At 40.1% G+C, this 26355-nt stretch carries 22 protein-coding genes; 8 read left to right on the forward strand and 14 right to left on the reverse strand.

Going from position 1 to position 26355, the window contains the following annotated elements; genetic code table 11:
* Position 1 precedes the first annotated feature (1 nt).
* From Q0R88_RS11595 to Q0R88_RS11615, 5 genes are all read right to left on the reverse strand, one after another.
* Positions 2-496: a hypothetical protein gene (locus tag Q0R88_RS11595; protein ID WP_295716246.1), complete on the reverse strand. Its 495-nt coding sequence runs from the start codon at positions 494-496 to the stop codon at positions 2-4.
* Between the two features lie 156 nt (positions 497-652).
* Positions 653-841, reverse strand: coding sequence for a hypothetical protein (locus Q0R88_RS11600; protein ID WP_295716248.1), 189 nt, complete (start codon positions 839-841; stop codon positions 653-655).
* Positions 842-1210: 369 nt separating this feature from the next.
* Positions 1211-1819, reverse strand: coding sequence for a DUF2807 domain-containing protein (locus tag Q0R88_RS11605; protein ID WP_295716250.1), 609 nt, complete (start codon positions 1817-1819; stop codon positions 1211-1213).
* 312 nt (positions 1820-2131) lie between these two features.
* Complete coding sequence (locus tag Q0R88_RS11610; RefSeq protein ID WP_295716252.1) at positions 2132-4024, reverse strand: ATP-dependent DNA helicase RecQ; 1893 nt, start codon at positions 4022-4024, stop codon at positions 2132-2134.
* Between the two features lie 79 nt (positions 4025-4103).
* Positions 4104-5240, reverse strand: a complete 1137-nt coding sequence (locus Q0R88_RS11615; RefSeq protein ID WP_295716254.1) for an alpha/beta hydrolase-fold protein — start codon at positions 5238-5240, stop codon at positions 4104-4106.
* A gap of 346 nt (positions 5241-5586) precedes the next feature.
* Here Q0R88_RS11615 and Q0R88_RS11620 point away from each other — a divergent pair, with 346 nt between their 5' ends.
* The 3 genes from Q0R88_RS11620 to Q0R88_RS11630 all read left to right on the forward strand — a co-directional run bounded on the left by Q0R88_RS11620 (position 5587) and on the right by Q0R88_RS11630 (position 11404).
* Positions 5587-8592 (forward strand): TonB-dependent receptor, encoded by a 3006-nt coding sequence (locus Q0R88_RS11620; RefSeq protein WP_295716256.1) that lies wholly within the window; start codon positions 5587-5589, stop codon positions 8590-8592.
* Positions 8593-8619: 27 nt separating this feature from the next.
* A complete protein-coding gene (locus Q0R88_RS11625; RefSeq protein WP_295716257.1) occupies positions 8620-10212 on the forward strand; it encodes a RagB/SusD family nutrient uptake outer membrane protein in 1593 nt (530 codons plus the stop codon).
* 67 nt (positions 10213-10279) lie between these two features.
* Entirely contained in the window at positions 10280-11404 is a 1125-nt protein-coding gene (locus Q0R88_RS11630; protein ID WP_295716258.1) for a SusE domain-containing protein, read from the forward strand.
* 142 nt (positions 11405-11546) lie between these two features.
* On the opposite strand, the gene Q0R88_RS11635 is transcribed toward Q0R88_RS11630, so the two are convergent.
* Positions 11547-12833, reverse strand: coding sequence for a citrate synthase (locus Q0R88_RS11635; protein WP_295716260.1), 1287 nt, complete (start codon positions 12831-12833; stop codon positions 11547-11549).
* Positions 12834-13013: 180 nt separating this feature from the next.
* Between Q0R88_RS11635 and Q0R88_RS11640 the strand changes: the two genes are divergently transcribed.
* The gene (locus Q0R88_RS11640) at positions 13014-16256 is read left to right on the forward strand and encodes a PAS domain S-box protein (RefSeq protein ID WP_295716262.1); all 3243 of its coding nucleotides are present in this window, start codon (positions 13014-13016) and stop codon (positions 16254-16256) included.
* Between the two features lie 18 nt (positions 16257-16274).
* Here the strand turns inward: Q0R88_RS11640 and Q0R88_RS11645 are convergent, their stop codons facing one another.
* Together Q0R88_RS11645 and Q0R88_RS11650 are read right to left on the reverse strand one after the other, a co-directional pair.
* Positions 16275-16799, reverse strand: coding sequence for a DUF3347 domain-containing protein (locus Q0R88_RS11645; RefSeq protein ID WP_295716264.1), 525 nt, complete (start codon positions 16797-16799; stop codon positions 16275-16277).
* A 6-nt stretch (positions 16800-16805) separates the two neighbouring features.
* Complete coding sequence (locus Q0R88_RS11650; protein ID WP_295716265.1) at positions 16806-18053, reverse strand: ABC transporter permease; 1248 nt, start codon at positions 18051-18053, stop codon at positions 16806-16808.
* 237 nt (positions 18054-18290) lie between these two features.
* Between Q0R88_RS11650 and queA the strand changes: the two genes are divergently transcribed.
* Both queA and Q0R88_RS11660 read left to right on the forward strand, forming a co-directional pair.
* Positions 18291-19340 carry a tRNA preQ1(34) S-adenosylmethionine ribosyltransferase-isomerase QueA gene (gene queA / locus Q0R88_RS11655; RefSeq protein ID WP_295716267.1) on the forward strand — a complete coding sequence of 350 codons (1050 nt, stop codon included), beginning with the start codon at positions 18291-18293 and terminating at the stop codon, positions 19338-19340.
* A gap of 197 nt (positions 19341-19537) precedes the next feature.
* Positions 19538-20257 (forward strand): 2-C-methyl-D-erythritol 4-phosphate cytidylyltransferase, encoded by a 720-nt coding sequence (locus Q0R88_RS11660; RefSeq protein ID WP_295716268.1) that lies wholly within the window; start codon positions 19538-19540, stop codon positions 20255-20257.
* Between the two features lie 37 nt (positions 20258-20294).
* Here the strand turns inward: Q0R88_RS11660 and Q0R88_RS11665 are convergent, their stop codons facing one another.
* The 3 genes from Q0R88_RS11665 to Q0R88_RS11675 all read right to left on the reverse strand — a co-directional run bounded on the left by Q0R88_RS11665 (position 20295) and on the right by Q0R88_RS11675 (position 21408).
* On the reverse strand, positions 20295-20444 hold the full coding sequence (locus tag Q0R88_RS11665; RefSeq protein ID WP_110585189.1) for a lmo0937 family membrane protein: 150 nt from the start codon (positions 20442-20444) through the stop codon (positions 20295-20297).
* 103 nt (positions 20445-20547) lie between these two features.
* Positions 20548-20769 carry a DUF2795 domain-containing protein gene (locus Q0R88_RS11670; RefSeq protein WP_002996718.1) on the reverse strand — a complete coding sequence of 74 codons (222 nt, stop codon included), beginning with the start codon at positions 20767-20769 and terminating at the stop codon, positions 20548-20550.
* A 90-nt stretch (positions 20770-20859) separates the two neighbouring features.
* On the reverse strand, positions 20860-21408 hold the full coding sequence (locus tag Q0R88_RS11675; protein ID WP_295716269.1) for a cob(I)yrinic acid a,c-diamide adenosyltransferase: 549 nt from the start codon (positions 21406-21408) through the stop codon (positions 20860-20862).
* A 184-nt stretch (positions 21409-21592) separates the two neighbouring features.
* Here Q0R88_RS11675 and Q0R88_RS11680 point away from each other — a divergent pair, with 184 nt between their 5' ends.
* Positions 21593-22603, forward strand: coding sequence for a chitinase (locus tag Q0R88_RS11680; RefSeq protein ID WP_295716270.1), 1011 nt, complete (start codon positions 21593-21595; stop codon positions 22601-22603).
* A 48-nt stretch (positions 22604-22651) separates the two neighbouring features.
* The gene (locus tag Q0R88_RS11685) at positions 22652-23701 is read left to right on the forward strand and encodes a cyanophycinase (protein WP_295716271.1); all 1050 of its coding nucleotides are present in this window, start codon (positions 22652-22654) and stop codon (positions 23699-23701) included.
* A gap of 109 nt (positions 23702-23810) precedes the next feature.
* On the opposite strand, the gene Q0R88_RS11690 is transcribed toward Q0R88_RS11685, so the two are convergent.
* From Q0R88_RS11690 to ccsA, 3 genes are all read right to left on the reverse strand, one after another.
* A complete protein-coding gene (locus Q0R88_RS11690; protein WP_295716273.1) occupies positions 23811-25247 on the reverse strand; it encodes a Glu/Leu/Phe/Val dehydrogenase in 1437 nt (478 codons plus the stop codon).
* A 151-nt stretch (positions 25248-25398) separates the two neighbouring features.
* The gene (locus Q0R88_RS11695) at positions 25399-25608 is read right to left on the reverse strand and encodes a CcmD family protein (RefSeq protein WP_295716275.1); all 210 of its coding nucleotides are present in this window, start codon (positions 25606-25608) and stop codon (positions 25399-25401) included.
* Entirely contained in the window at positions 25608-26273 is a 666-nt protein-coding gene (gene ccsA / locus Q0R88_RS11700) for a cytochrome c biogenesis protein CcsA (protein ID WP_295716287.1), read from the reverse strand. The genes Q0R88_RS11695 and ccsA overlap by 1 nt, the downstream gene beginning before the upstream one ends.
* Positions 26274-26355 lie beyond the last annotated feature (82 nt).

Genomic DNA, 26355 nt, shown 5'->3' on the forward strand with positions numbered 1-26355 from the left:
ATTAGTTACAATTTTTCATGCTGTACAGCACGCTAAATTCGGCCGCGCCGTTGGTTTGCTGCCGACCTGTTTTAGTATCGTATTTATAAGGCTTTTGGGCAAGGGCATTTCCTCTTAACTGAAATTCAACGTTCATGGTATCCTTAACACCTTCCTGGTTAAATGTCCAAACAGCTTTAATAATGTTGCCGTTAAGGGTACCTGTCAACAGGCCTTTTTTCGAGTCCTTTTCTTTGGGGAGCCATCTCATTTCACCATTTACCTTGTCGCCATTTATCAACATACTTACTTTTGTGGTGTCCTGGTTTTTTGTACCATCCGTATGAAAAAAGCAGTATTGCATATTAATATCAGGAGCGTTTGCAACATTGGCTAACTGGGAATCTTTTTGTGAGGGTTTAATACCAGAGGTATCGGCGCTACCAGAATTGCTACCGCCTCCGGCGCAGGATGCCATAAAAGCTACTACCAGCAGCAAGCATAAATTGATCTTCATAGTTTTTTAATTACTCGTGTTTTTTATGTACGACAATTAAAATTCAAAAAGGTTCAAAAGGTAGATGAGGTATTTATTTGAGGGAGAAACTTACAATGATTTATGTAGTGTAAACGTTCATATTGTTACACTACATAATATTGTAAATAAAGAAGTTTATACTTTCTTTTCGGGAGGAGTAGATACTATTTCGCCAAATTCATTAACGTAAGCCATCATGCTTTCCAGGTCACTTCCGCCACCATTTTGCTGACGCTCCTGCTTGCGTTGCTCTTTATCCTCTTTCTTTTTCTGACGATTTTTTTCGAGTTGTTTTTTCATGAATGTTGCCTGCGATTTAGCCATGTTTATTAAAATTTAGTTGAACAATGAGCTTTTCCCTGGTTACAACCTGTATCAATCTGATCAACGGAACTAAAGTTCGGTATCTTGAATTACATGAAAAGGATATCATCAATTTAATTTCCGGGCAGCAACGGTATCAGCGGGGATAAAAATGAACCCTGATCAATAAGAATTGATTAGTGGGTGGCTATAAGGAAATAGCTATAAATTTCCGTTTGTTTTGCAAATATACGAAAATTTTACACATTAAAATTGCGGGTTGTATTTGTAGTGCCATTTTAACACGGTCCAACGCTTCCCCCAAAGCAAAAGCAGCCACCCGTTTGGGTGGCTGCTTAATATTTTATGGCAGATTGTTTTTGAGTAGCGTTATATGCCTGCATAGTCGTCAGATTTTGCTTTATCGCCGATTAATTTTTCTGTAGCGTGATCGGCAATCAGGTAGGTTCTGTTTACGGTTGAAGATATGTTGTGTACCAGGTTATATTCTTTTACGGTACCGCTGATATCAGCTTTTGCGCGATCATTCATAGTAACACGGGCGCTGTAGGTATCCAGTTTTAAATCGGCAGATGCATTGTTATATAATTTCACGTCGAGCTCAATGGCAGATAGGTTTCCGAATGATTTTATTTCAGCGTTATCATAAGCTGTGATTGATGAAAGTTCTTCTGCAGTAACCCAAACTACCAGTTTTTCGGTTTTGTACGATGAGATCCTTAAAACACCTTTTTGTGATTGAACCAAGGCGCTTTCGGCATAGTACTGATTGTAAACTTTTACCTGGTCGGCAGCACCGGTTGAAATGTATAACTGCACATTTCCATAAACCTCTATTTTATTGATGCTGCTGATGTCTGTTAAAACAACACCTTTAGTAGTATTTTTAGTAGTATTATCTACTGCTGCGTAAGTTGAATTTGTGAAGCCAAGTACGGTAACTATTACTGCTAAGATGGCGATTAAGTTAGTTTTCATGATATTAATATTTTGATTGTCAGATGATTGTTTATTTATATTTTTAAATACACCTATATGACGATCTCCATTAAAAAACGTTACAGCAGTATAACCTGTAATAGTTGTATGCAGGTTTTTTGTCGGTAAGTGGTAGATTTTATCCGGTGAAATAACGATAAATTTTTCGGGGGATTTCGGCTCCGGGGCGGGTTGTTGGCCGCGGAGCCGCAGACAGGGGTTTACAACCTGCTGTGCGAATTAAAAAAGAGATGAAAGATCAATATTACTTACAACCAAGCCCGAACCTCGCATCCCGCAACACGAGCCAGATTACATATAATACTTCTCGCCGTCTGTTTTAATTTTGCCGGCATCAAGCAGTAGCCTGATAGCTTCCATCTTCTCTTTTTCGGTGCCGATATTGATAGTGGTTACAAGTGTGCCAATATCCGGGGTTGATACGCTTAATAGCTGCACAATCTCGTTTGTAATGTTATCAAATATTTCATCGGCGTTTTTGTGGCGTTTTTCGTCCAGGCAAACATCGCAGATACCGCATTTGCGGGCATTAACCTCATCAAAGTAAGCCAGTAACATTTGGCTCCGGCATTTTTGATGAATGGCGTACGCAAAAACCGCCTCCATTTTTTGGCGATAGGTTTCCTTGCGCTCCTCAATGTAGTTTTTGTTGATAAACAGGCGGGCGGCCTGTTGCCTGGCCTTTAAATAGGTAATCTGCGGCTTATCTGTTTGTTGCAGGTAACTTATTAAACCAAACTGCTGTAATTGCAACAAACCGTCAACAACCTGCTGAACGCTCAGGTTTGTGCGCCGGGCAAGGTCAAATTCTTTAATCCTTACGTAATCCTCAAATGATCCACCGTAGGAGCGCAGCAGCGTTTTAATAAACGGATCCCAACCGGCATTCTGAATCTGGAAATTATATAATACCTCGTTCACCACCTCAAACCTGAAACGCGATGGCAGAAACACACTCTCATTGAATGATAGGTATTCATCCTTCTCCAAAAATTTAAGTGCATTTAAAGTTTTAATGGGGTCAAGCTTAAACCGGCTACAAAAATCGCCCAGGTCAAGATCAAAACTTAGCCCCTCGCCTGCCTCGTAAGCAAGCTGGTAATAATTAGCCAGGCTATGGTATACCTGCTTAATTTCATCAACCGAAGGAAAATTAAGCAGGAACATTTTTTCCTGTCGTAACCTATCGGCATGGGTATACAGCAATACGCCATAAGCTTTTTGCTCATCGCGGCCCCCCCTACCTGCCTCCTGGTAATAAGCCTCCAAACTTTCGGGCATATCTTTATGAATCACAAAGCGCACATCAGGTTTATCAATCCCCATCCCAAACGCATTGGTAGCAACAATTACCCGGATGCGGTTACTTTTCCAGCTTTCCTGCCGCTCGGCTCTTATATCCATTGGTAAACCGGCGTGGTAATAATCGGCTTTGATACCGTTTTCGTTGTAAAATTTTGCTATGTCGGCGGCATCCTTGCGGCTGCGTACATACACAATACCGCTGCCTTTAACACCTTTGGCTATATCCAGCATACGGCGCAATTTATTCTCGGCATTTTGCACCACATAGCTAATGTTTTTGCGTTCAAAACTTTGCTGATAAACAACCTGGTCTTTAAACAGTAATTTATCCTGTATATCCCGCTTAACATCAACTGTTGCTGTAGCCGTTAGTGCCAGCACAGGCACATCGGGATGAAGTTCGCGCAAATCGGCGATGTGCAGGTATGACGGCCTAAAATCATATCCCCATTGCGATATACAATGTGCCTCATCAATGGCAATCAGGTTTACCTTCATATACTTGATACGCTCGCGTACCAGTTCGGAAAGTAGCCGCTCGGGCGAGAGGTACAAAAATTTAACCGTGCCATAGATGCAGTTATCCAGGGCCAGATCAATCTCGCGCAATCCCATGCCCGATACAATGGCCACAGCATTGATACCTTTGCCTTTCAGGGTTTCTACCTGATCTTTCATGAGGGCTATAAGTGGCGAAACCACAATACATATCCCCTCTTTTGCCAGCGCAGGCACCTGGAAACAAACAGATTTGCCACCACCGGTAGGTAATAAAGCCAAGGTATCACGACCTAATAAAACAGATTTGATGATCTCGGCCTGCATCGGCCTGAAATGATCATGGTTCCAGTACTGCTTTAATATTTCCTCTATGGTCATGTATTGGGGTAAGCCCCAAATTTAGTGAGAAAGCGGCAGGAATCAAGCGACAAGAAATAAGAGTATAAAAATGCGCCTATTACTTAAACAGCCATTTATAAAAATCCGAAAAATCGCCATTCCATTGTTTCTCATTATGGCTGGCACCTTTAATAATTACTACCGGGGCGTTTTGGGGCTTAACACCTTTTTCTTGTACAATCGCAGCCATTTTTTTCATATCAGCAACCATATCTTCACTCTCGGCATCGCCGCATACAAAGTAAAAGCGGGCTTTATTCCCTATCTGGTTTTGTTTTGCCAGCTCATAAATTTCTGGCGCTATCCAAAACGCGGGCGAAAATATACCGGCATTACCAAATACATCAGGATATTTAATGGTAGCATACATAGATATCAGCCCCCCCATGGAGCTGCCTGCAATGGTAGTGTATTTTGCACCGGCTTTAGTTTTATAATTCATATCAATGTATGGCTTTAGGGTTTTAACCAAAAATTCAATGTAATCGGCACCCACACCCTTGCCGTATTTTGAATCATAGGGATCATATTCGGTAATGCGGTAATCACCACCGTGATCAATACCTACTACTATACATTCTTTTTGAGGCAATACTTTATCAAGCAGTTCATCAATTCCCCATTCGCCATAACCGCTATAGTAGTCATCAAACAGATTTTGCCCATCGTGCATATAAATTACAGGGAATTTCTTTTTGGATGAGGCATAATCTTTGGGCAGATAAATCCATACACGGCGTTGCCTGCCCAGTTGCGGTATTTCAAAATTATCGCTTATAATATGTACCTGTGCTGTAGCTGTATGTTGCTTTGCTGCAGTTGCAAAATTATCCTGCCACGCGGCAACATCTAAAGTTATCAAAGTATCATTTGCAACACTAAGCGTTCGGTTATCAATGCCTTTACCAGCGGTGCTGCATTCAACTGTACCCCAGCTGCCACGGGTTATTTTGTAATTGTAAATGCCTTTGGGCATAACTTTCAAAAGCTGGTAGCTGCCATCCGCATTAGGTTTCATTTGCCAGGCACTATCTGCCGGGTTCCAGTTGTTAAAATTACCGGCCAAAAACAGATGCTCAGATGCACTTTTTAAAGAGGCTATTTTGCCCGTTTTAAAGGCAGTTTTTACCTGTCCAAAAAGTAAAAAACTTTGACTTAAAATCCAAAACGCGCAGAAAAATATTTTTTTTCTCATTATTAATTGTTTCATTGACAAGTAATTTCCGGGAACGTTCCCGGAAATTGGTTACATATTAGGAAAATTACGCAATGTGTAATTTTGACACTTAGTTTCGTGCAAATCTTTGTAAATCTGCAAATTTCCCACAAAAAAGACATTAAACCCTTAAAAAAAATAACTTTCCTGAGGTTGCCCTAAAGTTAACTATACCTTAATTTATTCCTTCAAAATTATCTTTTACATAAAATTTGCATTTATTATTTCTAAATGTAAATTAGTCACGTGCTATTACAGCAAAATTATCAGACCAATTAAGTACTGGCTAAATAAGCCTTTTTTATTCACACAAACCAAAAAGTAAATGAGAAAAAATTACTCAAAAAAGTACGTTCTCCTTTGTGCCTTTCTAATGATGTCAGTGATGGCATTTGCTCAAACCGGAAGCATCAAAGGCAAGGTATTAGACGAAACCAATGCGCCCCTACCCGGCGCTTCAGTTACCATTGATGGCACAACCCTTGGTGGAAGTACCGATGCAAATGGTAGTTTTACCATAACCGGTGTTAAGACCGGGAACGTTACCGTAACCGCTAAATTTTTAGGTTACATCCCTTTAAAGAAAACCGTTACGGTAAATACAACTGTTACGGTAGTTGATTTCAGCCTTCAGCCTGAAAGTAAAAGCCTGAATGAAGTTGTTGTTATAGGTTACGGTACTCAAAAAAAGAAGGATCTTTCAGGATCTATCGCAAACGTTACTTCAAAGGATTTTCAAAAGGGAGTTATCACAACTCCTGAACAATTAATTGCGGGTAAGGTTGCGGGTGTTTCTGTTATTTCAAACAGTGGTGCGCCAGGCGCAGGAAGCCAGATCCGTATTCGCGGCGGTGCTTCTCTATCTGCAAGTAATGACCCACTTATTGTTATTGATGGAGTGCCTATCAGTAATAGCAGCATTTCTGGAGCTGCAAACCCATTAAGTTTAATCAACCCAAATGATATAGAATCATTTTCTATATTAAAAGATGCATCTGCTGCCGCAATATATGGTAACAGGGCTTCAAATGGTGTAATTTTAATTACCACCAAAAAAGGAAGCAGCGGTAAACCAACTGTTGATTTTAGCACACAGTTCTCTGTATCTAAATTAGTTAAAGAGGCGAGCGTACTTAGTGCAGATCAGCTTCGTGATTATGTAAAAGCAAACGGATCAGCTGCCCAGCAAGCCCAGTTAGGTACAGCAAATACTGACTGGCAGAAACAGATCTATCAAACTGCCGTATCAACAGACAACAATATCAGCGTTTCGGGTGCTACTAAAGTTTTACCTTACCGCGTTTCTTTTGGTTACCTAAATCAGGATGGTATATTAAAAACAAGCTCATTAGAGCGTTTAACAGGCGCTATAAACCTTAATCCAACCCTGTTCACCAATCATTTAAAAATAAATTTAAACTTAAAAGGGGCGCAGGTTAAACAAAGGTTTGCAAACGAAGGCGCTGTTGGCTCCTCTGTAAGTTTTGACCCTACACAACCCGTTTACTCTGGCAGCAAACGTTTTGGCGGCTATTATGAGTGGCTTGATTCAAAGTCAACTTCTGGTTTAAGATCATTAGCTGGTTTAAACCCACTGGGTTTGCTTGAGCAACAAGACAACAGAAGTAAGGTTTACAGAAGCATAGGTAACTTACAACTTGATTACAAATTCCATTTTTTACCTGAATTACACGCCAACGTTAACTTTGGCTATGATATTTCAAAGGGTGATGGACATACCATTATCCCTGATAGCGCAGCTAACGGTTATAACCGCTTTAAAGATCCACAAGGAAAGTTTCATGGCGGTACCAATAACGTTTACAAACAAACGCAATCAAATAAAATTTTTGAAGGCTATTTAAGCTACGCAAAAGATTTTAAAAATATAGCAAGCCATATTGATGCAGTAGCCGGTTATTCTTACCAGGATTTCGAGACTACTAATTACAACTATAATGATTACACCTACGACAAAACTGTTGTAACCCCTCCTACTTATCCTTTTGATAAACCGGAAAATAGATTAATATCAGTTTACGGACGTTTGAATTATGTTTTTGAAGACAAGTATATTTTAACTGGTACTGTACGCCGTGATGGATCATCAAGGTTTAATCCAGATCAAAAGTTCGGTACGTTCCCTTCGGGAGCATTTGCCTGGAAAATTAAAGAAGAATCATTCCTAAAAAGCTCATCGGTAATTTCTGATTTAAAGTTGCGGGTTGGATATGGAGTTACAGGCCAGCAGGAAGGTATTGGCAACTATGATTACATTTCTTATTATAACTTAAGTAATAGCACCGCGCAATACCAGTTTGACAACACATTTTATAGCTTGTACCGCCCCGGAGGATATTATTACAACAGAACTTGGGAACAAACCGCAGCTACAAATATTGGTTTAGATTTCGGCTTTATAGATAACAGGATAACCGGTAGTGTTGATTACTTTAACCGTAAAACAACGCATTTGTTAAACAAAATTTCGCAGCCGGCCGGTACCAACTTCACCAATGAGATTGTAGCAAATATTGGTGATGCAAAAACCAGTGGTGTTGAGTTTAATATAAGCTCGGACATCATCAGGAGCAAAGATGTAACCTGGAATGTTAATTTTAATGCTACCTATAATACAAACAAAATAACCAAGCTTACCATTTCAAATGATCCGAATTACGCAGGTAGCCCAACCGGCGGCATTTCTGGCGGAACAGGTAACAACATACAGATCCAGTCGGTAGGTTATGCAAGAAATTCATTTTATGTATACCAACAGGTGTACGGAACAAATGGCAAACCTCTGGATGGCGTTTTTGTTGACCGTAATAATGATGGCGTAATAAACACGCAAGATCTTTATCATTATAAAAGCCCGGATCCTAAAGGGTACTTTGGTTTAACATCAAACGTTAACTATAAAAAATGGTCTGCTGGTTTTGTTGCCAGGGCAAGCGTAGGTAACTATGCCTATAATAACGTATTCTCGGGCTCGGGCACAAAAATAAGCGTTCTTAACCCGATAGGAATTATAAACAATGCATCAACAAATTTATTGGAGAGCGGCTTAAGCGGCAGCAATGATAAAAATGTGCTATCAGACTATTACATTCAAAATGCCTCATTTATCAGAATGGACAATGCGAACATAGGCTACAACTTTGGTAAAATATTTGGCAGCAGAGGTAACCTTAGGGTAAGTGCAAATGTTCAGAATGTGTTTATTATAACAAAATATAAAGGGTTAGATCCTGAAGTAAGCAATGGAATTGATAACAACTTCTATCCAAGACCGCGTACTTACGTTTTAGGTTTAAATCTATCGCTGTAATTATTTGATTATTATAAAAAAATTAGCATGAAAAAAAATTCATTTAAAATATTATTAGTTGCCGGATTGATATCAGGTAGCTTGGTATCATGTACCAAAAAACTCGACCTGCTCCCAACTAACGATGTAACATCAGCGCAGGTTTACAGCACCGCCACCGGTTATAAACAAGCTTTTGCAAAAGTTTACGGAAGTTTTGCCCTAACCGGAAATAAAGGACCGGCAGGCGATGACAACACCAAGGATATCCAGGGATTAGACGAAGGTACTTCTGATTATTTCCGTTTATTATGGTGTGCCCAGGAATTATCTACTGATGAAGCTGTTATAGGCTGGGGAGACGTTGGTCTTCCCGATTTCCATAACATGAGCTGGTCATCAAGTAATGTATTTTTAAAAGGCTTGTACTATCGTTCCATGTACCAGATCACACTGGCCAACGATTTCATCCGTCAGTCTTCTGATGCAAATTTAAGCAGCAGGGGAATTGCAGGTGCTGATGCTGATAACATTAGAAGATTTAAGGCTGAAGCCCGCTTTTTAAGAGCTTACCAATATGCTACATTGATGGATATGTTTGGTAACCCTCCATTTGTAACAGAAACAGATGCATTAGGCTCAACATTACCTAAACAAATTTTGCGCAAGGATCTTTTTACTTATGTTGAAAGCGAATTGAAAGCAATTGATGCAGGTTTAGCTGACCCTAAAACAAACGAGTATGGCCGTGCAGATAAGGCAGCAGCATGGGCCTTATTGGCAAGAATATATCTGAATGCCAAAGTATATACCGGTACAGACAGAAACACAGATGCTATTACCTACTCTAAAAAGGTAATTGGCGCCGGCTATTCTTTAATTAGCGACTACACCAAATTAATGCGTGCCGACAATAATTTGAACCGCAGAGAATTTATCCTAACCATTAACTATGATGGATTGCATACACAAAGCTATGGTGGTGCAACCTTTATGACTCATGCACCTGTAGGTGGTTCAATGCCTGCATCTGAATTTGGTATCAGCGGTGGCTGGGGAGGTGCACGTACTACTAAAGCTTTGGTTAACCTGTTTCCGGGTGGTGCTTCAAGTGCAGATAAACGCGCGCAATTTTATACACCTGGTCAAAATTTAGATATCACCGACATAGGCACCTTTACCGATGGTTATGGAATAACCAAATTTAAAGATGTTAAAATTGACGGCGGCGCGCCTCAAAGTTTGGATTTTGCTGATATGGATATTCCTATTTTCCGCTTACCGGAAATGTACCTTACTTATGCCGAGGCGGTTTTACGTGGTGGCTCGGGTGGCGATGCTGTTACAGCTTTAGGTTATGTAAATGCATTACGCACACGTGCCTACGGTAATGCCAGCGGAAATTTAACAAGTATAACAGTTGATAACATCCTTGACGAAAGAGGAAGAGAGTTGTATTGGGAAGGTTTCCGCCGTACAGATTTGATCCGTTATGGAAAATTTGTTGAAGACACCTATTTATGGCCGTTTAAAGGTGGCGCTAAAAATGGTAAATCCGTTGAAGCATTCCGCACCATATTCCCATTACCAAGCAGCGATGTTGCAGCCAATACTAACTTAAAACAAAACACAGGATATTAAAAAACGTTCCGGGTATCTTTTAATGAAGATACCCGGTTAACCGTTCCATAAAATATAAGAAGAGATTATGAAAAAATCATTTACAAAATTCCTGGCTTTCGGCAGTATTGCGCTGTTGATGCTGGCATCCTGCAAAAAGGATGAAAGTAATAAAGTTGTAGCATCACCGTCAACAGCAAAAGGCACACTGACAGCAAGTACAACTACGCCGACGCTTAGCAAAGCACACCTTACAGATAATGCCATCACCTTCACCTTTAAAGCGCCAAGCTTTGGCTTTAGTTCTGCAATAAGCAATTCGATACAAGTAAGTGGTACCGCTGCTTTCGTAGATACGTTGACTAAAGAGACTACCTTAAGCAGCAAAGATGTTTCAAAAACATTTACTGTTATGGATTTTAACAACTTGTTGCTGGCCGCAAAATTACCTGGGGGCGTTGCAACAACTGTTCATGTGCGTTTAAAAACACAGTTCACTGGTTCGGTAGTTGCTCCTACATATTCAAACGATATTACGTTAACTACTACACCGTTTAATTTAACTTCATTTTTGTATACCGTTGGCGCATTCCAGGGATGGGATATCAACCACCAGGATAGCTTAATATCTGCTACAAGCAACGGCATTTATGTTGGTATAATTAATTTTACTGCTGGTAATAACCAATTCCTGGTAGTACCCGGTAAAAAAAGCTACGACAATAAATACGCCACTGCTGATCCTCAAAACACCACCAGCAGCAATGTGGCTGTAGGCGGAGCCAATAATTTCTACGCTCCTGCGGCGGCTGGTTTTTATACAGTTACGCTTAACCTTAATACTAACAAAATTTCATTTGATCCATTCATAGCGTATTATAGTGTTATTGGCGATGGAGCAAACGGATGGGATGCAGGTAATGATGTGGATATGAAAGCTGCCAATGATGGTACCGGATTATGGAGCGTTACGCTTCCATTAAAATCTACAGGTACAATCAAAATTAGAAAGGGACATGCCTGGACAACTAGTTATGGAATTCCTAAAACAGGCGCTGATGGAAAAACACTAACAACTTCAGACGATGACAATATACCAGTACCTGTTTCAGGAACTTACAAAATAACATTCATACCTCATCTTAACACTGCTGTCACACCAGTAGCGGACGACGACAAAACAGCTATTTATACCTTGGTTAAACAACCATAAAAAAACTTATAAAGTTGACTGATTGATTTGAATGCCCGCCTGGTGAAGACCAGCGGGCTTTTTCGGTTATTGGCCATAAAAAAAGCGATGGAGTTAATTCCATCGCTTTTTACTTTATCTTTTATCCTTGGTCAAAAGGAATTTATCTATCCTTAATGTCCTTGTATTCTCTATCAGTGTCGCCGGTATAAATCTGGCGTGGGCGACCGATAGGCTCTTTGTTCTCTTTCATTTCTTTCCATTGTGCAATCCAGCCCGGTAAACGGCCAAGTGCAAACAATACGGTAAACATTTCTGTAGGGAAACCCAAGGCACGGTAAATAATACCCGAGTAAAAATCAACGTTTGGATAAAGTTTCCGCTCAACAAAATAAGGGTCTTTCAGCGCTACCTCTTCCAGTTTTTTGGCTATCTCCAGTACTTCATCATTGATACCTAATTTCTCTAATATATCATCGCAGGCCTTTTTGATGATCTTGGCCCTTGGATCAAAATTCTTGTATACGCGGTGACCAAAACCCATCAAACGGAACGGATCGTTTTTATCCTTGGCTTTGGCAATCCATTTATCGGTATCACCACCATCATTTTTAATTTTCTCCAGCATCTCAATAACGGCCTGGTTTGCACCGCCATGCAGCGGGCCCCAAAGTGCTGAAATACCGGCAGAGATTGATGCATATAAATTTGCATCAGATGAACCCACAATACGCACGGTTGATGTAGAGCAGTTTTGTTCATGATCGGCATGGAGTATCAGTAATTTGTTCATTACATCAACTACTACCCTATCAACCTTATAATCTTCTGTACGTTCAGCAAACGTCATGTACAGGAAGTTGGTTACATAATCATATTTATTTTGCGGATAAACAACCGGATGGCCTAATGATTTTTTATAGATCCATGAAACCACGGTGCTCATTTTGGCAAGTAGTTTTTTTATCTCCAGGTTTACTTCCTCTGTTGATAAACCCTGCTTTAGAGATTCGGGGTTAAAAGCAGCTAACGCGCCAATCAATGATGAAAGCTGACCCATTGGATGTGATTTTGACGGAAAACCATCAAAAAACTTCTTCATATCCTCGTGAACCAACGTATGGCGGCTTATTTCATATTGAAACTCATCTAACTCTTTTTCGGTTGGTAAACTGCCATAAATTAATAAATAGGCTACTTCAATAAAGCTGGCATTCTCGGCCAGTTGCTCAATTGAATAACCACGATATTTAAGTATGCCCTTCTCTCCATCCAGAAAAGTGATGGCGCTTTTGGTAGCTCCTGTGTTTTTGTAGCCGATATCCAGCGTTACATAACCACTTTGATCCCTCAGTTTTGAAATATCTATTGCTTTTTCACCTTCTGTACCCTCAATTACCGGGAGTTCAAATGTTTTATCACCAATTTTTAGTTGTGCTGTTTCCGACATAGAAATTTTTGTATCTGCAACAAATGTAATTAAATCTGCGTATTAATAACCGCTAAGATAATTTACTCTTTGTAAATTTTTAGGTGCAAATTTATTAATTTTACCTTCTTTTATTGAGCACCGCCCCCTAATTTATCAAAAAAGCACCAAGTAATGTCGTTGAAAGTTAAAACATTGTTAATGATCCAAAACGACAATACAATTTACCGGCTATTGCTCATCGGTTTATTCATAGCAAGTCCTTCATTACATTATCTCTGCTCTTTTAACTCGTATGATCCCATTTGGTTGAGGATAATCAATAGCTTTTTTTGCCTTTTATCACTTGCCATATCTTTCGGCAATAATAAAACCATCTATACAATAAGCACTTACACCACCATTCTATCATTTATAATAATCAATAATTGTATTTTACTTAGTAAAAACGGGTTCGAACATGTTTACCTGTTTAGCTCCGTTACCATATTTATTGCCTTAACTTTATTTTGCAAAAAGCGGAAGGAATTTGTTGCCATTTGCGTACTTAATTTAATTGCCATCATCGCTGCATATTATACAGCCCCCCACTTAAACATATCATTAACAATATTGGCTGTATTAATTTTAATTTTTACAATTATTGCATATGTATCTTTCCTGGTGATTATGGCTTACCAGTATCAGCTAAAAAATGCCATTGGTAAGGCAATGGACCTTAATCGTGATTTACTGGCCAATGATGGAATGCTACGCGAAAGCCGGGAAGATCTTCATTCCCTTATTAACTCACTTAAAGATATCATTTTTGAGTTTAATGAAGATAAGGTTTGCTTAAATGCCTGGTATAACGAACTAACCGCAAGACCAATTAACCCAAGCTTACTCATTGGTAAAAAACTGGCTGACGTTTTAACCCCTGAAAGAGCCATAAAATACGATATCGCCCTTGATTATGTAATAAAAAACAGGCTGCCTACTTCTATCCAATATATATCAGATTATGGGAGCGGGAATTGGTTTACCTGCGATATGATGCCGGTATATGATCGTAACGGCGCCTATACCGGAAGGATATCTGCATCGGTTATTGATATATCAGAACAAAAAAAATATGCAGATGCTTTAAAGGCCAATGAGGCACTTTTGCTGGAAGCCCAGGCTATTTCAAAAACAGGCAACTGGTGGTATGATCACACTACCAGTGAAACCTATTGGTCTGACAACTTGTATGCCCTGTTGGAAATAGATAGTGTACCGGAAAATATTAGCAAATTCCACTATTACATCAGTCTTATCCACCCCGATGATCAGGAAAACGCCGAGGCCTACCTATCAAGCATACACGCAATTACTCAACCTCAGTTTGAGCATAAATTTATTACACCTAAAGGTAATTTAAAGTATATCAAGATAATTCGTGGCGCCCTTTTGCAGGATATAGAGGGCAATAACAAGCGTATTTTTGGTGTACTTCAGGATATTACCGAAGCCAGGCTATCAGAAAAAGCCGTAAAAATTAGCCAGGCAGAATTGATGGAGGCCCAAACCATTGCCAAAATAGGTAACTGGAAGTGGGATTTAACTACCAATAAACTTGCCTGGTCTGAGGAACTGAACGTCATCTACGAAATTCCGGCTGCAACAACTTCGCATGAACCGGATTTTATTAAGCTGTTGCTAAAATATGTTCATCCTAATGACAGCTACATTTTAAAACATCTCTTAAAAAAACCTGAAGGCTTAAAAGATGTATCGCATGAGTATCGCATCATTACACCAAACGGAAATGTAAAATACCTAAGCATTATTATAGGTAAGCTAATGAAGCGTGATGATGGAAGCACTCGCAAAATAATTGGCACATTACAGGATATCACCGAGCGTAAAAAAGCGGAGTTAGATTATCGCCAGTCGGAAAGCAAATACAAACTGGTTTTGGAAACAATTAATCTCGCTGCAATTACGCTGGACAAGAATGCTAATGTAGTTTTCTGCAATAAATACCTGGCCAACCTGGTAGGTTATTCCCAAAATGAGATAGTGGGCATGAACTGGATGAAAAACTTTGTGCCCGATGACCTGCAGGATTTTCTGCTGAACTGGTACAAAAACGATACAATTAATGCCCATTTTGTTAACCCTATTATTTGCCGTAATGGAGATCTGCGTATTATAAGCTGGCAAAATACTATCAGCTATGATGAGAACGGAGACCTGAAGGAAACTACCAGCATTGGAGAGGATATTACCGACCAGCAAAAGGCCAGGCAGGAACTGATATCGGCCAAAGAACTTGCAGAAAAATCATCAAAATTCAAATCGGAGTTCCTGTCCATCATGAGCCATGAAATCCGCACACCGATGAACGCTGTTATTGGCACTACCAATTTATTATTAACCGAAAATCCGCTGCCAGGGCAGATGGAATACCTCAATACACTCAAATTTTCTGGAGAGAACCTGCTGGCCATTATTAATGATATTTTAGATTACAATAAAATAGAAGCCGGTAAGCTGGAACTCAACAATACGCAGTTTAACCTTCACCTACTTATCCAAAAAATAAAGCAGTCATTTCATTCCAAAGTGGCCGAAAAGCAGTTAACATTAGATGTTATCATTGACGAAAGCATTCCCGAAATGATAACCGGCGATGCTATGCGTTTAAGCCAGGTGATGAACAACCTGGTGAGTAACGCGGTTAAGTTTACCCATAAAGGTGGAGTTACCATCAAATTAGAGAAGGAATTTATACACAACTCCAATGTAACTGTAAAATTTACTGTTACCGATACAGGCATAGGCATATCTGCCGATAGCTTCAACATTGTTTTTGATCCCTTTATGCAGGATAAACAGGTTATTAACAATGATTATGGCGGTACCGGCCTTGGCCTAGCTATTACTAAACGATTGGTTGAACTGCACAACAGTACTATATCTGTTGAAAGCGAACTGGCCAAAGGCACGTCATTTGCTTTTTCAATCGCCTTTAATATTGCGCCGAAGGCAATAGGCCAACAGCAGATTACCCCTTCCGTTCCCGGGCATGTGCTTGATTTAACAGGTATGAAAATACTGATTGTTGATGATAATAAAATGAACCTGATGATAGCTACCCGGTTTTTAAAGAGATGGAACGCCCAGGTTGATGAAGCGCTTAACGGCGATATTGCCGTTAACATGGTGAACAACAACAGCTATAACCTCATCATTATGGATTTGCAGATGCCTGTTATGGATGGCTTTGAAGCAACTGCTATTATCAAGAAATCATACCCCGATATTCCGATCATTGCACTAACGGCAGATGCCATGCCCGAAACCCACAACAAAGCATTTGATGCCGGCATGAGCGACTACCTCACTAAGCCTTTTGAACCGGGTACTTTATTTGAGAAAGTAGCTAAACACTGTAACACTACTACAGTTAATGAATAACACACCCGAAAGTTCAAATTAATTCAATTGCTCCTTAACCGCCCCACAGGTTTTCATGTGTTCAGGGAAATAAGGGTTTTCGATGTTTTTATTGAGCGACAACCAGTAGCCTCCTTTACCGCTATCGGCCATGGGGCAATAGTCAACATATATAGTTGCGGTTTTTAGTTTAGCCCCTTTAACCAGCATCATAATATCTTTACTCAATATCAAAAAACTTGCGCGTTGTACTTTTATATCATCTGTTGCAGTAATCTGGTGGGCAAGCGTAGCGGTTTCTGAACACCCTTTTATAACTTTTAATTTACCCTCAAGCACTGATGCGGTTGATTTGATACCAGCTACATCTGATTTTAAGAACTCATCTTTTAACCCGATGTAGGCAGTAAAAACTTCGGCAGTATTGTTGGTATCAACTACACGTGCATCAACAATTTTCTCGGTAGAATCTGCTTTAGCAGTGTCCTGCTGTTTTGCAGGCTGATTACATGCCGAAGCCGCTACAAGAGCGCCAAACAGCCAAACATGGTTTACAATTTTCATTATTGCTTAATTAGTACGTATGGCTTCAACGGGGTCGAGCCTGGAGGCAAAATATGCAGGAATAATTCCCGATACCACACCAATCCCAATAGAATAGCTTAAACCAATGATAATATTTTTAGCTCCAAGTATTACCTGTACATCAAATACAGCTTTTATACCAAATGTTAAAAAATAAACCATTAAAAGCCCTACCAGCCCCCCCATTATACAAAGCGCTATGGATTCAATTAAAAACTGCAATAATATAAAATAGTTTTTAGCGCCCAACGATTTTTGAATACCAATAATGTTTGTACGTTCTTTTACCGATACAAACATGATATTGGCAATACCAAACCCACCAACCAGCATCGAAAATAATCCTATAATAAAACCGCCCTTGTTTAATACATTAAAAACGATATCCAGCTGTTGCGTTAACATGGTAGTACGGTTAAGCGCGAAGTTATCTTCAACACCCGGCCTAAGGCTTCTGATAGAACGCATTAAACCCCTTACCTCGCTTTCAACATCATCTGTTGGTATTCCCGCCTTACCCCTTACAATAATGGATGGACGGTAATTTTCATTCTGAATATCTATCAGGTTATGGGCAAAATTGAGCGGCAGTAAAACCTCCTTGTCGGTTGATATGCCCAGCATATCCTTACCCTGTTTTGAAAACACGCCAACTACGGTTACATAACAGCCCATTACCTTTATTTGCTTACCAATAGCATCGCCGCCCGGGAAAAGGTTTTGGGCTATATCATAACCAATATCTGTTATGGGAGCACCTGTTTTTGATTCAATGCCGGTAAAGTACCTACCTTGTGCAAAATCAAAATTCCAGGTTTTATCATGATCCTGTGATGCCGCATCTATCTGCGCGCCATCAACAGTGTTGCTTTTATATTTAATGGTACGGTTATCAATACTTATCTCGTATGATAGTGCTTCGGCAGTTTGGCTGCGGCGCGAAAGTTCATTAAAATCTTTAAGTTTAGATACCGGCCTTTGCAGGTATTTCCACCATGGAAAATCGCTACCGCCTACCCAGGGCCATTTTTCAACGTAGATACTATTATTGCCCAGCTTATTAACGCTGCTCTGCAAATTATTGCGCAAAGTATCAACCGCCGAAAATACCGCTATAATAGTAAATATGCCTATAGTAACACCCAGCAATGAAAGCGTTGTACGGATTTTGTTTTGCCTTAGCGCATCATAAGCAAACAAAAAGCTTTCCCCTAAAAGTTTTAAAAACAGCATAAACTTATTTTGATTTCAATGGTTATCACACTGCGTTTTGCTCATTGCAAAACAGCAAATAAAGATCAAATTATACCCGGTTGAATATTTTTATTTTTAGACTATATTGCCATGCATAAGTTACAGTATTTTAATATTAAACTTAACAATTAATAAAACACAATCACCCTTAAAAAAATCGGTGAAAATAACAAAAAAATTCATACATTTGCGCCCTGAAAATTCATATACATAAACATGAAATTATCTCAATTTAAATTCAATTTACCAGATTCATTAATCGCACACAACCCTTCAACAACCCGCGACGAAGCCCGCCTAATGGTTTTACACAAGGATTCTGGCAAAATTGAGCATAAAATATTTAAAGACGTACTTGATTATTTTGATGATAAGGATGTTATGATCCTTAACAATACTAAAGTATTTCCGGCTCGTTTATATGGAAATAAAGAAAAAACAGGCGCAACCATTGAGGTTTTTTTACTACGCGAGTTAAACAAAGAGCTCCGTTTATGGGATGTACTGGTTGATCCGGCACGTAAAATACGCGTTGGTAACAAATTATACTTTGGTGATGACGACCTGTTAATTGCCGAAGTTGTTGATAACACTACTTCACGTGGACGTACCATCCGCTTTTTGTTTGATGGCACCGACGAAGAATTCCGCCGTAATGTGGAGATCCTTGGTGAAACACCGTTACCAAAATACATAAAACGTAAAGCTACAGCCGAAGATAAAGAGCGTTATCAAACCATTTTTGCTAAGCATGAAGGTGCTGTTGCCGCCCCTACTGCCGGCTTACACTTTAGCCGCGAGCTAATGAAACGCCTTGAATTAAAAGGTGTTGAATTTGCCGAGGTTACCCTGCACGTTGGTTTAGGTACTTTTCGCCCGGTTGAGGTTGAAGATTTAACCAAGCACAAAATGGATTCTGAGCAATTTATTATTGAGCAAAAACAAGCTGATATTGTAAACAAGGGTATCGATCGTAAAGCACGTATATGTGCTGTGGGTACCACGTCAATGCGTGCTATTGAATCGGCAGTATCGGCAGGTAAAACACTTAAAGCCGCTAACGATTGGACCAGTAAGTTCATTTTCCCTCCGTATGATTTCAGCATAGCCAACTCCATGATCACCAATTTCCACACTCCAGAGTCAACTTTATTGATGATGGTATCGGCATTTGGCGGTTATGAGCATGTAATGAATGCTTATGAAGTTGCAGTTAAAGAAAAATACCGTTTTTACAGCTATGGCGATGCCATGCTGATCATCTAATCTTTTAGATTTGATACATGATATTTGAGATATGAAACTTAGGATTCATATCTCATTTTTTTTGTTTTAGTTTGTACTTAAAGACATGTCATCCTGAACTTGTTTCAGGAACCCACAGGACAGGCATCCCCGCATGAAGTAAAATTAGCACGTGAGATGCCGAAACAAGTTCGGCATGACATTGCAGGTCAAAATTTATGGAAAACCCTAATCTAAAATCTCATATCTCAAATCTCATATCTAAGTATGTAATCATCGTAGCCGGTGGTTCTGGCAGCCGGATGCAATCGGCAGTTCCAAAACAGTTTTTACTTGTTAACGGCTTACCTGTTTTAATGCACACGATGTTTGCTTTTTATAATTCCCAGGCAAAACCCAACATCATCCTTGTTCTGCATGCTGATTTTCACGCTTACTGGAATGAACTATGCACAGCGCATGATTTTACGCTCCCCCATCTTTTAGTAGCCGGTGGCGAAACCCGCTTTCACTCGGTAAAAAACGGACTGGATAAAATAGAATGCACAGATGATGCGCTAATAGCGGTACATGACGCCGTTCGCCCGCTCACCAGCGCCACAATTATTGAAACATCATACAAACATACACTTGAATATGGCAATGCCGTAACGGCCGTTAAAAGCCGCGATTCGATAAGGCAGATGATTAATGGCAAATCGGTAAGCTTATTACGTGATGAGATTTACCTTGTACAAACCCCGCAAACTTTTAAGGCCGGCCTGTTAAAAAAAGCCTATAAACAACCTTTCAATTCAAAGTTTACAGATGATGCAAGTGTGGTAGAAGAGTTGGGCGTGGAGATTCAACTTACAGAAGGGGATCACGAAAACATAAAGATCACCTTCCCTGAGGATATAGCTATTGCAGAATTACTTTTAAGCAAAAAACGCCGCTGATCAAAGGATCACCGGCGTTTTATTTTTTGATAGAATGTTACGCTCTTCGGATAACTCCCAATAGTACAGCAATAATAGCTATTACTAAAAGTATGTGAATTAAACCACCGCCAAAAGGGTGAATAAATGCTCCGAATAGCCATCCTATTACCAGGATAACCGCGATGATGTACAATAGGCCTCTCATGTTGTTATGTTTTAATTGATAAGTGTGTTAAGCTTATTACTAAAATCATTCCAAAAATTTGCGGCAAACAAAAAAGCCCCGAAAAAGGGCTTTTTATAAAGATTTAATACTCGTCTTCGTTAAAAAAGAAATCATCTTTAGTCGGGTAATCCGGCCATATTTCTTCTATATTTTCATACGGCTCACCATCGTCTTCCAGTGCCTGCAGGTTTTCTATCACCTCCACAGGAGCTCCAGAACGAATAGCATAGTCAATTAATTCATCTTTTGTTGCGGGCCATGGCGCATCTTCAAGGTGAGATGCTAGTTCAAGTGTCCAATACATGTTTCTATATATTTTATATTTATAAGTAAATTTACTTTTTCGCAAAAGTATAACAATTTCAATTGGAATATCAATTTTTTTTTCACATAATTACATGCGCGGTATCCATTGATTTTCAGGCACATTACGCTCATTTGCAATTTTGCGTGCCAAAGTGAATAGGTAATCGCTCAACCTGTTCAGATAAATATTCACTTTTTCATCAACTGTACTTTCATTAGCCAGGTGAACGGTAATCCGCTCGGCCCGGCGGCAAATACATCTTGCAATATGGCAAAACGAAATGGTATTATTACCCCCCGGTAAAATAAAATGACGCAGCTCGGGCAATTGCTCGTTCATCGCATCCATTTCCCGTTCCAGCAGCTCTATATCTTGCATATGCAGATCTGGTATTACCATTTTTGATCGTTCCGGATCAGCCGCCAGCGAGGAGCCTATTGTAAACAATCTGTCCTGTATCTGCTTCAATACTTCTTTATGATGTATAGCAATATCCTGGTCGCCGATGAGGCCTATATATGAGTTTAGTTCGTCAACAGTGCCATAGCTTTCAATCCGCAAATGATATTTAGCAACCCGGGTACCCCCTATTAATGAAGTAAACCCCTTATCCCCTGTTTTAGTATATATCTTCATTTATTTAATTAAAGTGAATATATAATTTTTACAATAAATGTGGTAATTTAAATTCATGCAATAAATCAAATATGATCACTTCCGCTATTTAGTTAGTATAATTTTTGATAATGAAATATAGTTTATTAAATGATAGTTTTAAACTTGCATTAGTATAATGAAATATTGTTTATCAATAAAAATCATGAAATCAATCATCATATCTTCTAAATTAGTTTTCATTGCGGCTTCGGCCCTGGTAATTTCAGCATTTAGCTGTGGTGGCAGCACCAGCACAAAAAAATCTGCCGATACAGCTGCACCCAAACCAGCAAAAGCGTCAATCAGCAGTATTCTCACCGAGAAACAATTTAATGATCTTTTTCCACAACGCGATAAATTTTATACCTACGCCGCCTTTATTAAAGCAGCCGATGAACTTGGGCAGGTAAGCGTAAAAATTACCCGCCGCGCGGTTTCGGTTTACCAGTTTATACGTACCGATAAAAAAACGGGCAAGGCAACCGTAGTACGCCAGGATGCCGACTGGAACGAGGAATGGGCAAAAAAGAAACCCGACAGCACCTTCACCGTTGATTATGGTGAATTTTGCACTGCCTTTGGCGCCGATATAAATAAAAAAGAACTGGCCGCTTTTTTTGCACAAATAGCTCATGAAACCCGCCATGGTATGAACGGCAGCTACACCGATGGCTTGATGTTGATACATGAAAGCAATACTTCAAATACTTACGTATCTGACAGCGATGAATACCCTCCGGTAGCCGGTAAAAAATATTATGGACGAGGCCCCATGCAATTGAGCTATAACGGAAACTACGGCTATGCATCAAACTGTATTTTTGGTGATCCAAAGATATTGCTTAACACCCCCGAACTGGTAGAAACAGATCCTGTTGTAGCCTTTAAAGCCGCAATTTATTTCTGGATGACACCCGAAACCCATAAACCATCTGCCCATGATGTAATGACCGGCAAATGGCAGCCCACCGCCGCCGACAAAGCACATGGCCGCACTACCCCGGGCTTTGGTATGACTATTAATATTGTTAACGGTGATGTTGAGTGTGGTAAAGGCGATAATTACGGCATGAATGACCGTATAGGCTTTTACCAGTTTTTTTTAAAGAAAATGGGTATAAGCGATCCTAATTGCGCCTGCTCATGCGGTAAAATGGAGCCGTACAGATATTAACAGTATTAAAGTACGCTGATTTGTATAAGTATGATTATAAATACATTTATGCGATTGTTATTAATAATCATACTTTTCGCAGCCTTTAGCACGCTCTCTTTTGCTTCAGGCAAAGCTGATACGATAAAAACAATTAAACATATTGCAGGTCGTCCGTCCTCCATTGGGGTTATTGGTGATACGGCAAATGTGAATACACCTGTTAAGGGCGGCATTGCTATGGTTGGTGGTGGCAAAGACGTTGACGCGGCTTTTAAATGGATGATAGACCGAAGCGGCGGAGGCGATGTGGTGGTAATTCGCGCTTCGGGAACGGATGCTTACAATCCTTACATCAAAGCGCTGGGTAAAGTAAATTCCGTAGAAACTCTTTTGATCAACTCGCGCGAGCTGGCTGATAATGATACCGTGGCATACATCATCCGCAATGCCGAGATTCTTTTTATTGCCGGCGGCGACCAATCAAACTACATGAAATTTTGGAAAGGGACCAAAACTCTTGATGCCATCAATTATCTGCTCAACATAAAACACACACCGGTTGGCGGCACCAGCGCAGGCTGCGCCATTTTAGGAGGCTTTTACTATAGCGGCGAAGATGGCAGCATTACCGCAGATGAAGCATTGGGCAATCCCTACGATAACCTGGTTAAGGTATACAACAATGATTTTTTACATGCCCCCTATCTAAAGCAGGTCATTACAGATCAACATTATTTAACTCGTAAAAGGCAAGGCCGCCATGTGGCATTTTTAGGCCGTATTAGTAAAGACTGGAACATTTTTCCCAAAGGCATTGCTGCCGATGAACGTACCGCAGTTTGTATGGATGCAAATGGCCAGGCGACGGTGATTGGTACAAGCAAAGCGTATTTCCTGATAACTGACGGTAAAAAGCTGCCCGAAACCTGCGAACCGGGTAAACCGCTAACCTGGAACAATAACCATCAGGCCATTAAAGTTTATGAGGTGCAAGGCACAATTGAAGGCAATGGCAGTTTTGATGTTGCTGAATTCGATTTAAAAAAAGCCTCCGGTGGCAAGTGGTTTTGGTGGTGGGTTGAAGGTGGCGTTTTGAAACAGGAAGAAGAAAGATAAACCTGGAACAAGCAGGAAAATGATAGGTGGAGATACATGACTAAAATATTTCACAACAAAAAAGAGGCAAATCTCCCGACCTGCCTCTTCCATACAAATAAATTTTTATTTACGGCCAAACACCTAAATTTTGGTAAGAAACCGCTATTTTGTTGATAGCACCTACCATTGCTGCGCTACGCAGGGTATCAATCTTAGGATTATTTTTGTAGATCTCCCTGATCTCGTAATAAGAACGGATCATGGTATCTTCCAGTCCCGAGTTTACAAGTTCCAGCTCGGATGCGCCTTTGATTATAGTTGAACGCTGCATCGGGGTTAATGATGTACCGGTGATGCCCTCAACCATATTTACCAGGTTAAGGTTTGAGTTTTCCTCAAATCTGCGGTTCATGCGGCCAAATGCTACGTGGCTAAGATTTTTTAACCACTCAAAGTATGATACTGTAACACCACCAGCGTTAGCATACATATCCGGGATGATAATACCGCCATTGGCGTAAAAAATGGCTTCAGCCTCTGGCGAGGTTGGTCCGTTTGCACCTTCGGCGATGATCTTAGCCTGTATATTATAGATATTGGCTTCGGTGATCTGGTTTTCCAGGGCTGCAGGTACCAGGATATCACATGGTTGCTCCAGGCCTTCCATGGTATTGGCAAATTCCTTTGCTGCGCCTGCGTAACCTAATATGGAGCCGGTTGCCTTGCGGTGCTGAAATACAGCCTCTACATCCAATCCATTTTCGTTATAGATGGCGCCTTCAAACTCACAAAGACCTACGATTATTGCACCAAATTCGGCCAGGAATGTAGCCGAATAGTAACCCACGTTACCCAAACCCTGCACAATTATTCTTTTGCCCGATAAGCCCGGCAAAAGACCCAATTTTTGCATATCCTCACCAAAGCTAACACATTCGCGAACGGCAATAGCCACACCACGGCCGGTAGCTTCTCTTCTTCCGGCTATTCCCTGTAAAGCAATAGGCTTGCCTGTAACTGCACCCATAGCATCCAGCTGACCGGGGTTCATGGTTGCATAAGTATCCGCTATCCAACTCATTTCGCGTTCGCCAGATCCATAATCCGGTGCGGGTACGTCAATGCTTGGACCAATAAAGTTTTTCTTGATCAGTTCCACGGTATAGCGGCGGGTTATATTTTCCAGCTCGCCTACGGTATAATTTTTAGGATTAATTTTAATACCGCCTTTTGCGCCACCAAACGGAACATTCACAATGGCGCATTTGTAGGTCATGAGCGCGGCAAGGGCCATTACCTCATCCTCGTTCACCATTTCGCTGTAGCGAATACCGCCCTTTGTTGGCGATTGATGGTGCGAGTGCTCTACACGCCATGCATCAATTACCTCGAAGCCATTACCCCTGCGGATAGGGAAACGGAACCGGTAAACACTGTTACATGATTTTATCTGATCAAGCAAACCGGCATCATGTTTTGTAAACTGCGCCGCGTAATCAAAGTTTTTACATACATCACCAAAAAAGTGTGTCTCTTCGTTGGCAACTAAAATATTGGTATCCATAATTAACTGTATAATATTAAACTCTTAAAAAAGTGAGCAAATTTGGTACAATTTTTATCAATATTGCAAATATATTATAGTTAGTGTGTTTGATACACCTCAAAAAGTACAGTAAAAACCATGTTTAAACTCAATAGGCAAATTTTTTAGACTAATTTTCTTTTTCGATTTTTTTTAGTCTTCTATCGATAGAGAACAAATAAATAGCCAATCCAACAAAAACTATTACAATTGTGGTCACAACGACGTATATTTTCCCCGAACTGCGTAAAACATCGGCCATTTCAACAGGCTGTTTTTGTTGAGCAAAAGCAGTAGCAAAACTCAACACCAGCATTAACAATAATGTTAACTTCTTCATTAATTTATTTGGTTCTTTTTATATTCAATTAAACGGATGCGGTAACGGATAGATGCTATCCATATACCTATAAAACTCCAGGCAATAAAGGCGGGGTATAATACAATACGCATGCGGTTATCCATATCCAGTTTACCAAAGGCAGGGTTACCGCCGTTACCGGGATGTAAGGAATCTGTCATCCGGGGCAGCACCATAATCAATACGATCATGATAGGGAAAGCAAAGATGTTGTAGATAGCTGATATTTTGGCGCGTTTTTGTTCTTCGTCAATAGAGTTACGCAATACCGAGTAAGCGCAATACAACAGAAAAGCAATAGCTGCGCTGTTTTGCTTAGGGTCGTTGCTCCAAAAATCGCCCCAGGTGTATTTGGCCCAAAGCATACCGGTAAGCAAACCTATAGCAAAAAAGAACAAGCCCGTATTGGCGCTTTCTACAGCTATAAGATCATACTCTTCTTTACCTGTTTGCAGGTATTTGATACTATACACAACCGATATGGTAAATACTGAGAACATGGCCATCCACATGGGCACATGAAAGTAAGTATTACGGATAGTTTCGTGCAGGATAGGCATCGTTGGTACCCCAAGCAATAAGCCTGCGATAAGGGTGTATATAACCATAACTACGGCTAATACTTTCCACCATGTTTGATAAATAAACTTCATATTATTTAGATGCTCAAAGGTAATTAATTTTGGCCATTAGTACGTTTGCCATATGGAAAACTTACCAGCATTG

It is taken from the genome of Mucilaginibacter sp. (assembly GCF_025362475.1).
In the GTDB taxonomy this organism is placed as follows: Bacteria; Bacteroidota; Bacteroidia; order Sphingobacteriales; family Sphingobacteriaceae; genus Mucilaginibacter.